Here is a 14,387-nt window from a genome sequence, read left to right as displayed (position 1 = left end):
GGGGAAGGTATTCAGTACGCTTCGACCTCGCTGGTGCTGGCGTTGCCGGCGATGGTCGGCTTGAGGTCGACCTGCCAGCCCTCGTTCCGGCCGAACGACTTGTCGAACTTCTGGAACGAGCAGTCGGCGCTGAACTGCCGCCGCTTCGCGTTCCAGTCCGAGCCGCTCTTGAAGTAGATGCTGTAGGCGCCGCCGACCCGGCTGATGGTGGTGGTCTTCCGCGCCTGGATGTACACCATCACGTGCGGCTTGCTGGGCGGCTGCCCGGTGTTGACGACCGAGACCGCGACGTCCTTCGACGTACCGTTGGTGACCCGGAGCCGGCCGATGCCCGAGGTGCCGCTGCGGATCAGGATGTCGCCGTTCGACGGGCGCGCGTCCTCCGGCTCCGGACCGGGGTCGGGCAACGTGCTGCCGAAGCGGAACTTGAGTTTGCGCAGCGCAACGATCGCACTGTTCAGATCCGCGAGCAGTTGACGCTGGACCTTCTGTGAGGTGTAGGCGACTCCGCCGCAGCGCGCATTCAACTCGGTGCTGTCCGACTTCGATCCGGACATCGACGTCGCGGCAACTCGCAGCCGGTCCTGCAGCACCTGGTGTACGCCGGTCAGCCGGCTCGTCACCGTGGAGTCGGCCAGCTGCGACGACGCCGTGTTCAGCGCTGACGCAAGACCGTCCATCGCCTCGATCAGACCCTCGGCGGTTCGCACCCGCGTCAGTGCGCGCAGATCACCCGCCAGACTCTGCTCGATCTTCGTCAGCTCCGTCTGGTACGCCGCCGAGCCAAGTGGCCCGGGTGGTGTCACCGGCTCCACCTGAGCGGGTGCGGACACAGGCGTCGTACCGGTTGGCGGCGTACTGCTGGATGGCACGGTTGATTCCCCACAACCCGCCGTGAGAGCCAGCGTCACGAATCCCGCGCAGAGCACAGCAAACGTCCTCATGTACTTCCCCCCAGGTAGCCCCACAACCCCTGTGCCGCAAAGGGTATGCGGCACAGGGGTTCTGGGCGAGGGGTCAATCGAAGTTGTGATCCGGGCAACCGATCAGGCGAACGGTGAGCGGTCCGTCCGTCGTCACGTTCAGGTCCGCGGCGCAGGTGACCTTGGCCTGTTGCGGGTCGATCGTCACGGTGCGGACGTTCGTCGCGGTGATGTCGAGCCGGTTCGCGACCGGTGCGCTGACCGGTGCCGGCTTGGTCCGGTGCTCGGTCGTGTAGGCGTTGACCGGAACCGTTGAGCCGGTCTCCACACCCGCACCGGTGACGACCGGAGCGGCCGGCGCGTCCTTCAGGCCGAAGCCGTGCGACTGTACGTCGATGGTGCCGAGCTGGCCGGACCGGCTCTGGATGTCACTCAGCCAGTAGGCGTGGTCGCCGACCAGCCCGGACTCTGGGTCGTCCATCGCCGGGTTGCGCACGTACGTGACGTAGAACGGATCCTTCACGCCGCGCATGTCGCCGAGCCAATCGGTCAGCACACCCCAGGTCGCGTTGGCACACATCACCACGTGGTCGGACGACGCACCGAGCCAGCTGTCGAACTTGAAGTCGTACTGGCCGCCCGCGAGGTACGCGTTGGCCCGTTCGCGCGGGATGTTGTACGGGATGTAGTTGTCGGGCAGGCCGGCCCACTCGAGCACCGGTTGGTTGCGGCGGGACGGCAGCAACGGCGTCAGTGTCGAGCCCGGCTCGTGCTGGGTCGCGGTGTCGACCGGCAGGGTGTCGGCGATCCCGTTGATGCCGGGAAAGGACGGTGCCATGTTCAGGCCGTCGCAGATGAAGGCCTTGCTGAACACGTCGGGGAACTGCAGTGACAGCTTGTTCGCGCCGTACGCGCCACTCGAGAAGCCGCTCATCACGGTCCGGGTGGGGTCGAGCCCGAACGCCCGCCGCGCATCCGCGAGCGCCTCGAACACCGACGTACCGGACCGGCCGTAGTACCAGTTGTCGTTGCCGCGGCCGTCGACCGAGATCACGACGGTCGGAGCAGACGGTCGGTTCGCGACCTGGTGGAACAGGTCCCGGTCACCGGCGGGCAGGAGCTCGAGCATGCCGGGGTCGCCGACCTGGTCGTTCGCACTCTGCGCGTAGCCGGGGGTCCAGACCATGCTCGCGTAGCCGTTGGCCGGCTTGGGCAGGTCGGGAACGTAGGCGAGGTAACGCTGCAGCCGGCCGGGCAGGTCCGACACACAGTCGTCCCGGCAGATCCAGCCGAACTGGACACTCGGCGTCCCTTCGCCGTTGATCGTGGCTCCGTTCTGCTGGGTGAAGGACCCGAGCGGCGGCATCCCGGGATCGCCGGGCAGTCGGCGACCCTGCCGGACCTCGCTCTTCGTCGCGTACAGCCGGTTCATGTAGCCGGAGGTCGGGACGGCGCTGTCGTCGGTCACCTGCTGCTGCAGCTTGCCGAAGTCGACGGTCGCGAAGAACTTGCTGATGTTGCCGGTCGCCAAGGTGGTCTTCTGGGCGTCGTTGCGCCACGGCGAGTTGAACGGCTCCTGCCGGAAGGCGACATCGAAGTACGCCGACTTCTGCAGCAGCCCGGACGTGAGCGCGCCACCGGGGTGAGTGGCGTCGGCAACGGCCTGTGGCAGCAGGAACTTGTTCGCCGCGCGGTCCCACAGACCGGCGGCCGCGGCGATCCGGACGCTGCGAGTGCCGGGGTCGTACGCCGTGTGCGGGACGCGGACCTCGACCTGGCCGCGCTCGAGATCGACCGCCACGGTGACGGGTGCCTTCTTGCCGGTGGCCGCGTCGATGATGTCACCGGTCCGGCCGTGCACGGTGACGAACTTCTCCGCCGGCATCCGGGTGTTCGCGCCGTACGGCGCCTCGCGCGGGAGCAACGAGTTGCCGAGGGCAATCGTCGTACCGACGAGCTCGGGATCGGTCATCGTGTTGAAGGTGATCCGGAACGCGGTCGCGTCGGCGAGCGGCTTGACCCGGACCTCGACCAGGTCGGCGGCGTTCCCGCGGTACGCCGGGTCGGTCGGGTATGTGTAGGCGAAGGTGAGGGAGTGTTCGGGCCAGTTGGTGGTCACCAGTTGGGCGCCCTGGTCGTCGTACACGCAGCCCTGGTTGAGGAACTCACCGGCACGGTAGGCGCTGGTGTGGCAGATCATCGTGGGCTTCGCCTGCCAGATGCCGGTGTTCTCCAGCTGTGGAGCGGTCGGCGGTGGCGCGTTGAGTACGGCGGGGCCCGGGGCAACCGGAGCGGCGGCCGCGGTGGTCTGGTCGGCGGCTGAGGGGTACGCCCACCAGGCGAGTAACCCACCGGCCGCGAGGACGGCAAGGGTCGAACGGATCGGTCTCATCGGCTGTGCCTCCAGAGCACACAAGAACTGTGGGACGGGCTGGACCGGGGCCGGCGATCCGCTTGAGTGCTCCGGATTGAAGTACATATGCACACCGTCCGTCAAGAATCTGACACATGACAACGTTGTGCGGCGGTCTGGAGGGGTGTTTCGCTGACGGGTCAGGCGACCCGGTCGGTGGCCGAGAGGTCCAGGAAGAAGCGGGTGGCCGGTTCCTCGAGCGCCTCGTGGGCCTGGAGGAAGAGCTCGTGCGCCTCGCGACCGTGCCAGCCGGCCGGGAGGAGCTCCTCGGGCAGGTCGGGGTCGCGGAAGGGGAACATCCGGTAGTCGTGGATGAGTTCCATCCGCTCGACGAGCGCCTGGCGGGGTGGCACGGAGCCGCCGCGGTACGCCTTCATCCGCGGCCGGTAGGTGCGCAGCAGTTCGGCGTAGTCCGCGTCGAGGGCGTCCAGATCCCAGCAGCGCGCGGCCATCTCGCGATCGCGCGACAGTCCCGACGACGTGCACTGCAGGAGGTCGAGCCGCACCGCCGGCTGGTCCGCGAAGTGTTCCTGGACCTCGGTGAGCCGGTTGTGCGGACTCACCCAGGTCGACGACGCCAGCGGCCCGAATCCGAGCCAGGCGAGCTCTTTGCGCAGCTCTTCCCGCAGGCCGCGGTCGCTCTCCGGCACCGAGTAGATGACCATCGACCACTGCCGATCCCAGGGATCCCGGGACCTCTCGAAGATCCGCGTGCGGCCCTCGTCGAGCAGTCGCCAGCTCTTGTCGTTCAGCGCGTAGACCGTCTCGCGACCGTCCCGCCGGGTGTCGAACCAGCCTTCGCGCCGCAGTCGCGCCATCACCACGCGCACCGTGCTCTCGCCGACGTCGAAACACTCCAGCAGCGCGGTCAGCGTGCGCAGCCGCACGTCGCCGCCGTGGTAGCGGATGTAGTCGCCGAAGAGGTCGAAGACGATCGACCGTGGCTTCATCGCGTCTCCTCGGAGCCGATCAGGGTGGTTCGCTGCGCTCATCCTCTCATGATGCCAGTTAATGTGTGTCAAAGTCTTGACGGTCGTCTGTGATTAGTCCTACTTTCGTGACATCCCCTGTCAGCCCGGTACGAATCGAGGGCCGTCAATGACCAGTCCCACCGCCACCACCACCCGGTCCCGCGCCGGTCTCTGGGTGGTCGCCATCTGCTTCGTCACGATCGTCTTCGACGGTTACGACCTGATCGTGTACGGCGCCGTCGTACCGTCCCTGCTGAAGAATCCCGACTGGCAACTGACCGCGGGTCAGGCCGGTGCGATCGGCAGCTACGCCCTGACCGGGATGGTGATCGGGACGCTGTGCGTGGGCGCGCTGACCGATATCGTCGGCCGGCGCCGGATCATGTTCGCCAGCATCATCTGGTTCTCCCTCGCGATGGGGGCGACCGCCCTGGCGCCCAGCCCCGAGGTGTTCGGCATCCTGCGTTTCGTCACCGGCCTCGGCCTCGGCGGCGTGGTGCCGACGGCGATCGCGCTGACCGTCGAATACGCGCCACCGCACCGCCGGAACTTCAACAACGCCTTGATGTTCTCGGGCTTCTCCCTCGGCGGCGTGCTGGCGGCGGTGCTCGCGATCAACCTCGTGCCCACCCAGGGCTTCCGGATCATGTTCTTGATCGGCATGGCGCCGCTCGTCCTGGTGCTGCCGCTGGCCTGGAAGTACTTGCCCGAGTCGGTCAGCTTCCTGCAGGCACGAGGTCGTCACGACGAAGCAGCAGCTCTTGCGGCCAAGTACGGCGTACAACCCGAACCGGCGGCGGCCGAGACCAGCAGCAAGGGGAGCGCGCTCGCCGTACTCTTCGGACGTCGGTATCTCGCCGCGACCATCCTGTTCGGACTGGCCAGCTTCTTCGGTCTGCTGCTCGTCTACGGCCTGAACACCTGGCTCCCGCAGATCATGCGGCAGGCCGGCTATCCGCTCGGCTCGTCGCTGCGGTTCCTCCTGGTGATGAACCTCGGTGCGATCGTCGGTGCTCTGGTGGCGTCGACGCTCGCCGACCGGCTCGGCTCGAAAGTCGTGACCACGGTCGCGTTCGCGCTCGCCGCGTTCTCGATCTACACCCTCAGCGTCAACCCGTCCTCCGTCGCGCTCTACCTGCTGATCGCGATCGCCGGCCTGGGGACGGTCGGCACGCAGATCCTGGTCAACGGGTACGTCGCCACCCACTACCCGGCCGGCAGCCGGGCGACCGCGCTCGGCTGGTCCCTCGGAGTCGGCCGGCTCGGCGCGATCGTCGGCCCGTTGTTCGGTGGCTGGGTGCTCGATTCCGGGCTTAGCCTCGATTGGAACTTCTACGGTTTCGCCGTACCCGCTGTCCTCGGTGCGCTGGTGATCGCCGCCGTACCGCGGACCGGCCGGGAGCGGCAGCCTGAAACCGCGCTCAGCACGACTCCCCAGACGACCCAGGCCTGAGAGGACTCGCAATGCGGATCGCAGTTGTCGGTGGTGGGCCCGGCGGGCTGTTCCTGGCCACCTTGGTGAAGGCGAACGACCCGACGGTCGAGGTGACCGTGTTCGAGCGCAACCGCGCGGACGACACGTTCGGCTTCGGGGTGGTGTTCTCCGACGCAACGCTCGCCGCCATTCACGCCGCCGACCCGGTGATCCGCGACGCACTCACGCAGTACGGCGTGCACTGGGACGCGATCGAGGTCCGGCTGAAGGGCGAGCGGTTCCGCTGCGGCGGAATGGGTATGGCCGCGATCGCCCGGAAGACGTTGCTCGCCGTACTGCAGCAGCGCGCGGTCGAAGTCGGCGTGACGCTGCGGTTCGAGACCGAGGTGGAGCTCGACGACCTGTCCGGCTTCGACCTGGTGGTCGCCGCGGACGGCGCCAACTCACGGATCCGGGAGCGGCTGGCGGGCGTTCTCGAACCGATGGTGGAGACGGCGGCGGCCAAGTTCATCTGGTTCGGTACGACGTACGCCTTCGACGGACTCACCTTCGTCCACGAGCGGGGCGACGACGGGGTGTTCGCGGTGCACGGGTACCCGATCAGCCCGGACGTGAGCACGTTCATCGTCGAGACCGATCGGGAGTCGTGGCTGCGGGCCGGGCTGGACGAGTTCGACGTGTCCCAGCCGCCGGGGCCGAGCGATCTGAAGACCAAGGTGTACCTGGAGAAGCTCTTCGCCGAGCAGATCGACGGTCATCTGCTGCTGGTGAACAACTCGCGCTGGGGCAGCTTCCGGACCCGGCGGACGGGGCGCTGGCAGCACGGGAACGTCGTACTGCTCGGCGATGCGGCGCACACCGCACACTTCTCGGTCGGCTCGGGGACGAAGATGGCGATGGAGGACGCGGTCGCGCTGGCGGCGGCGCTCGCCTCACATGACGAGCTTCCGGCGGCGCTGGTGGCGTACGAGGAAGCGGCGCGGCCGTCGGTTGAGAAGATCCAGGGGTCGGCGCGGCCGAGCCTGTCCTGGTGGGAACACTTCGGGCGCTACCACGACACGCTGGAGCCATGGCAGTTCGCCTTCCACTTCCTCACCCGCAGCATCAGCGGCGGGAAGCTGGCGCGCCGCGATCCGGCGTTCGTCGCCGCGACCCGCACGTCGTGGCATGCGCAGCACGGCCCGGCGCCCCTGCAGACCCCGTTCCGCTCGCGCGGATTGTCCTTGCCCGGTCGGTGGGTGGATGTCGCGGATGTGCGCGACCAGGCCTTGTGGATCGAGGCTCCATCGGATGAGCAGGAACTGCCGGCTGCCCTGGCATCGCTGCATTCCGGCGTACTGGCGGGACCTGCGGTGGTGGCTGTGCACGGTGGTTCGCGGTTGACGCGGACGTTGCTGGCGGAGGAGTCGCGGCTCGTGGCCGGGACCCCTGCGCTGGTGGTCGATGACGAGCTGACCCCGGACGACGCGGAGACCCTCCTCCTCTCCGGGCGTGCCGACCTGGTGGGCCGGACCAGCGGTCCCGCCCGGGACCGTGTCGCCGGGGTCAGCCGCAGTACGGGAGGGAGCGCGTGAGCGGGCTGGACGGGTTGTTCACCCCTCGCGGGGTCGCAGTGATCGGCGCCTCGCGCAACCCGGCCAAGCTCGGCGCGGTGATGGCGCGCTCCCTCTCCACGTACGACGGACCACTCGCACTGGTGAACTCGCGGGACTCTGCTTTGCACGGCTCGGTTGCGGAGGCGGTCGATTCGCTTGGTGCACCGATTGACCTGGCTGTGGTGTGCGTCCCGGCGCCGGCCAGTGCCGATGCGGTAGCCGAAGCCGCTAAGGCCGGTGCAACGGCCGCACTGGTGTGTGCGGGTGGTTTCGCCGAAGCCGGGCACCCGTCATACCAAGAGGCACTGGCGGAGGTGGTCGACCGCTACGGCATCCGGCTGCTCGGTCCCAACACCTCCGGCTTCCTGGTGCCGTCGCTGAAGCTGACTGCCAGCTTTGTGCCGAGCGCTGCTTCAGTGCCTTCCGGTGGGGTTGCTGTCGTCGCGGCGAGCGGTGGTGTGAACCACGCTCTGTCGTTCCTGCTGGCAGAGGCCGGCTACGGCATCAGCGTCGCTGTGGGGTTGGGCAACGCGGTCGACATCGACGCGACCGACGTACTCGAGTACCTGCTGGACGACCGTCGTACGACGGCTGTTGCTCTGCACATCGAATCGGTGGCGGACGGTTCACGGCTCGCGCACGCGGTGGCGCGGCTGTCGGCGGTCAAGCCGGTGGTCGCCTTGGTTGTCGGGCGCAACGATGTCGGTGAGTTCGCGCAGTCGCACACTGGTGCGCTGGCCACCTCCTGGCGTACGACACGGGGCGTACTCCGGCAGGCCGGTGCGGTGCTGGTCGACGACGAACGGCAGCTCGTGGACGCGATCGGTGCGTTGTCGCTGACCCGGTTGGCTCCTGCTGCGGACCCTGGTGTGGGCGTGGTGACTGCTCAGGCGGGTCCTGGACTGCTGTTGCTGGATCGCCTGCGCGGCTCTAAGGTGCGGGTGCCTGTGCTGAGTGCGGCGACTCAGCAGCGGTTGGGGGAGTTGTTGCCGCCGATGACCTACCAGGCGAACCCGGTCGACACCGGTCGGCCTGGTCCGGGGTTCGGTGAGGTCGTCTCCGTGGTCGGTGCGGACCCGGCGGTTGATCTGGTGGCGGTCTACGCGTTGTCGGAGCCGGACAGTCTGGATCTGGTATCCGAGCTCTCCCGGCTGGACCGTGGCAGTCCTACTGTGGTCGGCGTGGGCGGTTCCAGCGTGGACGTCGGTGTGGTCCGGTCGGGGCTGCACGAGCGCGGGTACGCGGTCGGCACGAGTCCGGGCGCGCTGGCTCATGCGGTCCGGGCTCTGGTGGACGATGCGGTTCTGGCGCATCGGCGTGGTGTGGCTGATGTGCCGGTGCCTTCTGTTGATGTGCCTGGTGGGCCGTGGGACGAGGACCAGGCGAAGTCGGTGCTGGAGGCGCTGGGTATCCGCACACCTGCTCGCGTCGCCTGTGACTCCGCGGAGGAGGCGTACGCCGCTCTGGACCGGTTGGGTGGTCCGGTGGCGGTGAAGATCCTGGATGCTGCCGTGCTGCACAAGACCGAGATCGGTGGAGTGCACCTCGGCATCCGCACCCGCGCAGAGCTGACCGAAGCCCTGGAGAAGCTCGGTGACTGTCGAGTGCTGGTCGAGGCGATGGCGCCGGCCGGCGTCGACCTGATCGTTGGTGCGCGGCGTGACCCGGTCTTCGGACCTGTTGTCCTCGTGGGCCTCGGCGGCACGACCGCGGAAGCCTTCGCCGATGTCGCCGTACGTGCTGCGCCGCTGTCCATCACAGAGGCTGAGTCGATGCCCGACGAACTGCTCGGTCGCGCGCTGCTGGACGGCTGGCGTGGTGGGCCGGTGCTGGATCGGTTGGAGCTTGCGCGAGTGGTGCGTGCGCTCGGTGCAGTGTTGCTAGCGGCCCCGAACGTCGACGAGATCGAGATCAATCCCCTCCGGCTGACGAGCGACGGCCTGGTCGCGCTCGATGCCGTGATCACCGGCAAGGAGCAGTAATGGTCAGTCCGATCGCCGACGGTGTTGTGCCGTGGCCTGCCGAGGACGTCGCCCGCTATGTGGCAGCCGGGTACTGGGAGGGGCGCAGTCTGCCGTTCCACATCTGGCAGCAGGCGGAACGTACGCCGGACCGGGTCGCACTGGTCGACGGCGCCGTCCGGCTCACGTACGCCGAGCTGACCGGCCGTGCCGACGCTGCCGCTACCCGACTGATGGAGCTAGGGCTGCGCGCTGACGACCGGATCGTCGTACAGCTTCCGAATGGGTGGGAGTTCGTCGTACTCACCCTCGCCTGTCTGCGGGCGGGCGTCGTACCTGTGATGGCTCTGCCCGGGCACCGGTATCACGAGCTGTCGTACCTGGCCGCGCACGCTGAGGCCGCGGCGATCGCCGTACCGGATGTACTGCGGGACTTCGACCACCAGGAGCTCGGTCACCGGCTCGTGGACGAGGTGGACTCGCTGCAGCACGTGCTGGTCGCTGGTGACGACCTGCACCCGGGCAGCGTGGACCTGCGTGAGCTGTGCTCGGGTGCTGGAGTGTGGGACGGTCCTGAGCCGGACAGTCGGAGTGTGGCGGTGTTCCTCTTGTCCGGAGGTACGACGGGTCTGCCGAAGTTGATCGCTCGTACGCACGACGACTACACGTACAACGCCAAGCGCAGCGGTGAGGTCTCCGGCATGGACGCCTCCACGGTCTACCTGGTCGCACTGCCGGCCGGACACAACTTCCCACTCGCTTGCCCGGGCCTGCTCGGCGCACTGCTCGTCGGCGGGACTGTGGTGATGCTGCCGAGCCCTGAACCCCGACGAGTCTTTGCCGCGATCGCAGCCGAGGGTGTCACGCACACAGCCGTGGTACCGGCGGTCGCGCAGCGCTGGCTGGAGGAGTACAAGGGCGAGGACCTGTCGTCGCTCCGGGTGTTGCAGGTCGGGGGAGCGCGGTTGGCCGACGAGGTGGCCCGCAGGATCAAACCTGTGCTCGGCTGCACGTTGCAGCAGGTGTTCGGCATGGCAGAGGGCCTGCTCAACTACACCCGGCTGGACGACCCGGAAGACGTCATCTGCACCACCCAAGGCCGCCCGATGTGCCCCGACGACGAGGTCCGGGTGGTAGACCCACTCGACCGCCCGGTCCCACCCGGCGAGCCCGGCTCGCTCCTCACCCGAGGCCCCTACACACCCCGCGGCTACTACAAGGCCGAACAGCAGAACGCGCGAGCCTTCACGCCCGACGGCTGGTACCGCAGCGGCGACATCTGCCGCATCGTTGCCGGTGGCAACCTGATCGTCGAGGGCCGCGACAAGGACATGATCAACCGCGGCGGCGAGAAGATCTCCGCCGAGGAGGTGGAGAACCTCACCTACACCCTCGACCAGGTCCAGCAGGTCGCCGCCGTCGCCATGCCCGACCCCCGCCTGGGCGAGCGAGTCTGCGTCTATGTGGTCCCCCGCCCCGGCACCCACCTCACCCTCACCGACGTCCGCCAGTCGATGGAACAACTGGGCGTCGCAGCCTACAAACTCCCCGAGCACCTGGTCCTCTGCGAGGAACTCCCCACCACGAAGGTCGGCAAGATCGACAAGGTGGCGTTGCGGGCAGACATCGCGACGCGGATGGCGGCCGAGGTCTAGTCGCGGGGTGCCGGCCGGACGAACGGGAAGGCCAATGTGGCTCGGATGTTCTCGCCGGTGAGCATCATCATCACGCGGTCGACGCCGATGCCCAGGCCGCCGGTGGGTGGCATGGCGTATTCCAGGGCACTGAGGAAGTCCTCGTCGAGGGACATGGCTTCGGGGTCGCCGGCCGCGGCTTTCAACGACTGCTCGGTGAGGCGGCGGCGTTGCTCGACCGGGTCGACGAGTTCGGAGTAGGCGGTGCCGATTTCGGCACCGAAGGCGACCAGGTCCCAGCGTTCGGCGAGGCGGGGTTCGGTGCGGTGGGAGCGGGTCAGGGGTGAGGTTTCGAGCGGGAAGTCGGTGTAGAAGGTCGGCAGCGTCGTGGTTGGTTCGACCAGTTCGTCGTACAGCTCGAGGACGAGTTCGCCGGCGGTGAGTTCGAAGGTCGTGTGGACGCCGTACGTCGCGCACAGTGCACGGAGTTGCTCGGCCGGGGTGTCCGCGGAGATCGGCGTACCGGTTGCGCGGCTGACCGCTTCGTGGACGGTGATGACGGGCCAGTCGCCGGAGATGTCGATCTCGCTGTCCGGGCGCTGCACCACCGGCTTGCCGAAGACCGCGGTCGCGGCCTCGATCAGCAGTTCCCGGGTGAGTTCGCGCATCACGTGGTAGTCGGCGTACGGCTGGTACGCCTCGACCGAGGTGAACTCCGGGTTGTGCGTCGCGTCCGCGCCCTCGTTGCGGAAGTTCCGGTTCAGCTCGAACACCTTGCCGAGCCCGCCGACGCTGAGCCGCTTCAGGAACAGCTCCGGCGCGATCCGCAGAAACAGCTCGGTGTCGTAGGCGTTGATGTGGGTCGCGAACGGCCGCGCGTTCGCCCCGCCGTGGACCGCCTGCAGCATCGGCGTCTCCACCTCGATGAACCCGCGTGCCTCGAACCCGTTGCGCAGGGCCCGTACGGCGGTACTGCGGTGCTGCATCATCCGCAGCGAGTCCGGGTTCATCACCAGGTCGAGGTGCCGCTGCCGGACCCGCGCCTCCGGATCGGTGAACCCCTTCCGCTTGTCCGGCAACGGATGCAGGCACTTCGCCGCCATCAGCCAACTCGTCACCGCGATCGACAGCTCACCGCGACGACTCGTGACAACCTCGCCGGTGACGCTGACGTGATCACCGATGTCGACCAGGCGCCGCCAATGGTCGAGCGGGCCGGAGCCACACGCGTCCGCCGTCAGCATCACCTGCAGCTGTGACAGCTCGTCCTGCAGTTGGGCAAAGGACAGTCCGCCATGGTCCCGCATCCGCATCACGCGCCCACACACGGATACGGTCACGCCGGTGCGGTGGTCGGCCGGCAGGTTCGAGTACAGCGAGCGGACCCGCTCCAACGTCTCCGTCCGCGGCACGCTGACGGGATACGGATCGATGCCAGCAGCGACGAGTTGGACGAGTTTGGCCCGCCGGATCTGCTCCTGCTCGGTCAGCTTCCGATCCGGCAACGCCGGCCGCAGCAGCTCTTCTTCCTGCGCCCGTACGGCGGTCGCGAACGCCCCACCGTCCGCCGCCATGATCGCGTGCCGCTCGGCCGTTTCCACACTGTCGACCCGGGTCCACGGCCGCGGCGCCGGCAGGAACCCTTCCGCGGTCCCGGCCGCCAGCAGGACCTGGGCCAGCGACGCACCCCGCGAGTAGCAGATCAACCGCGGCGACCAGCGCGGCAGGTACTTCTCGTTCGATTGATACAGACTCTCCAACTGCCAGAACCGCGAGGCCGCGGTCAGCAGGGCATTGGTCAACCGCAGCACCGGTCCGGCCCCGACGCGCTCGGCATCGCTGAAGATCTCCCGGAACATCGCGAAGTTCAGCGAGATCCGGTGCAGCCCGAGGTCCCCGCACGCATCCACCAGCGACGTGACCATGAACTCCATCAGCCCGTTCACGGACTCGGGATCCCGCCGCATCAGGTCCAGCGAGACACCCCGCACACCCCACGGCGCGAACGACAGCAACCCACGCACAGCACCCTCGGCATCGCGCGCGATCACCATCACGCACCGCGCGTCGGCAGGATCACCCAACCGCCCGAGCGCCATCGAGAACCCACGCTCGGTGTGTCCACCACGCCACTGCTCGGCCAGATGCACGTACTCCGACAGGGTCTCGGGTGACAGGTCGCCGTGCCGGACCACCTCCGCGTGGTACCCGGCCCGCTGGACCCGGGTCACCGCCTGCCGGACCGGTCGCATCGTCCGGCCCTCGAGAGTGAAGTCGGCGACGTCGATGATCGCCTCGTCGCCCATCGACAGGGCGCGCAGGCCGGCATCGACGTACGCGTGTGCGGCCTCTTCGCTGGCCGACAGTACAGCGGGGGACCAGCCGTACGTGCGTGCCTCGGCCAGCCAAGCCTTGATCGCACCGGGCCACGCAGCCGGATCACCCAGTGGGTCGCCGCTGGCCAGGCTGACCCCGTTGACCACGCGATATGCGATCGCCGCGTCCTTGGCCGGGGAGAAGATGACCGCCTTGTCCCGGCGGGTGGCGAAGTACCCGAGCGAGTCCCGCTCACCGTGCAGCAGGAGCAGGCGTCGTACGTCGAGCTCCTCGGGCTGGGTCAGGTAGCGGACCCGGCGGACCGAGCGCAGGAAGATGGCGAACGCGATCACCAGCGAGGCGGCCGAGATCGCGCCGACGGTCAGACCGATCCAGCCGTGCCCCTCGTGGTCGCCCATCCGGCCGCGGGACTGGCCGAGGGTCGCGATGATCGCCCAGCCGATCTTCTCCCGTTGACCGGTCAGCGTCTTCGGGAAGATCTGGGTCAGCGTGATGCTCACCGCGGCCGAGATCAGCAGGCCGAGCAGCAGGGCGCTGACCGCCTGCCGCCGGGTGCCGGGGGCCAGCCGGGCCGGGAACGCGCCGCGGATCGTCCACAGCAGCGCGATGTTCGCGGCCACCACGATGACCTGGAGGATGCCGAGCTCGAGGTCCTTGACGGTCGCGGGACCGAACTCGGAGAGGAGTTGGGCATCGTTCGGATTGGCCAGCCGGACGCTGGTGAAGGCAACGGCCGCGGTCTGCGCGATCAGCCAGAGGGCCTGGAAGACCCACAGCACCCAGAGCAGCGCGGCCCGCTTGCCGCGCAGCAGGGCGCTGCCGACAACGGCCAGGTAGACCGCGGAGAAGAAGGTGTGCCCGGCCGGGATGCCGAAGAAATCGAAGGCTTGGTCAACGCGTTTCACGTACGCCGGGGCGAACAGGTGCAGCGGGATCGCGATGAACGACCAGACCGAGGCGGCGACCACGACACGGCCCACCCAGACGGCAGCACGATGCTGCCACTGCGGGACCACCGCCTCTGCCTGTTCCGACCGCACCCAGCGATCATGCCATTAGTTCAGAGACGCGTCGGTGGCGCTGGCTCTACCCTCGGTGGTGTAGTTGAGGCGACAGTC

8 protein-coding genes are annotated in these 14,387 nt (G+C 68.3%); 4 read left to right on the top strand and 4 right to left on the bottom strand.

Features of this window, described 5'->3' with window-relative positions:
* Positions 1-11: 11 nt before the first annotated feature.
* The 3 genes from ACGFIF_RS20340 to ACGFIF_RS20330 all read right to left on the bottom strand — a co-directional run bounded on the left by ACGFIF_RS20340 (position 12) and on the right by ACGFIF_RS20330 (position 4,286).
* The gene (locus tag ACGFIF_RS20340) at positions 12-944 is read right to left on the bottom strand and encodes a hypothetical protein (protein WP_393156352.1); all 933 of its coding nucleotides are present in this window, start codon (positions 942-944) and stop codon (positions 12-14) included.
* Between the two features lie 73 nt (positions 945-1,017).
* Complete coding sequence (locus ACGFIF_RS20335; protein ID WP_393156351.1) at positions 1,018-3,315, bottom strand: hypothetical protein; 2,298 nt, start codon at positions 3,313-3,315, stop codon at positions 1,018-1,020.
* A gap of 161 nt (positions 3,316-3,476) precedes the next feature.
* A complete protein-coding gene (locus ACGFIF_RS20330; protein WP_393156350.1) occupies positions 3,477-4,286 on the bottom strand; it encodes a PaaX family transcriptional regulator C-terminal domain-containing protein in 810 nt (269 codons plus the stop codon).
* Between the two features lie 148 nt (positions 4,287-4,434).
* Between ACGFIF_RS20330 and ACGFIF_RS20325 the strand changes: the two genes are divergently transcribed.
* From ACGFIF_RS20325 to ACGFIF_RS20310, 4 genes are read left to right on the top strand one after another with little or no spacing between them, the layout of a single operon-like run.
* Positions 4,435-5,760: an MFS transporter gene (locus ACGFIF_RS20325; protein ID WP_393156348.1), complete on the top strand. Its 1,326-nt coding sequence runs from the start codon at positions 4,435-4,437 to the stop codon at positions 5,758-5,760.
* An 11-nt stretch (positions 5,761-5,771) separates the two neighbouring features.
* A complete protein-coding gene (locus ACGFIF_RS20320) occupies positions 5,772-7,316 on the top strand; it encodes an FAD-dependent monooxygenase (protein ID WP_393156347.1) in 1,545 nt (514 codons plus the stop codon).
* A complete protein-coding gene (locus ACGFIF_RS20315; protein WP_393156345.1) occupies positions 7,313-9,319 on the top strand; it encodes an acetate--CoA ligase family protein in 2,007 nt (668 codons plus the stop codon). Before ACGFIF_RS20320 ends, ACGFIF_RS20315 begins: the two co-directional genes overlap by 4 nt.
* Complete coding sequence (locus tag ACGFIF_RS20310; RefSeq protein ID WP_393156343.1) at positions 9,319-10,953, top strand: (2,3-dihydroxybenzoyl)adenylate synthase; 1,635 nt, start codon at positions 9,319-9,321, stop codon at positions 10,951-10,953. The genes ACGFIF_RS20315 and ACGFIF_RS20310 overlap by 1 nt, the downstream gene beginning before the upstream one ends.
* Here ACGFIF_RS20310 and lysX read toward each other — a convergent pair.
* Positions 10,950-14,309 (bottom strand): bifunctional lysylphosphatidylglycerol synthetase/lysine--tRNA ligase LysX, encoded by a 3,360-nt coding sequence (gene lysX, locus ACGFIF_RS20305; protein ID WP_393156341.1) that lies wholly within the window; start codon positions 14,307-14,309, stop codon positions 10,950-10,952. The two genes, ACGFIF_RS20310 and lysX, sit on opposite strands and share 4 nt — an antisense overlap.
* Between the last annotated feature and the right edge of the window lie 78 nt (positions 14,310-14,387).

Origin of the sequence: Kribbella sp. NPDC049174 (genome assembly GCF_043197365.1) — a bacterium.
Taxonomy (GTDB): Bacteria; Actinomycetota; Actinomycetes; order Propionibacteriales; family Kribbellaceae; genus Kribbella.
The sequence above is the reverse complement of the archived record's forward strand: the minus strand, read 5'-3'. Positions and strand labels throughout refer to the sequence as shown.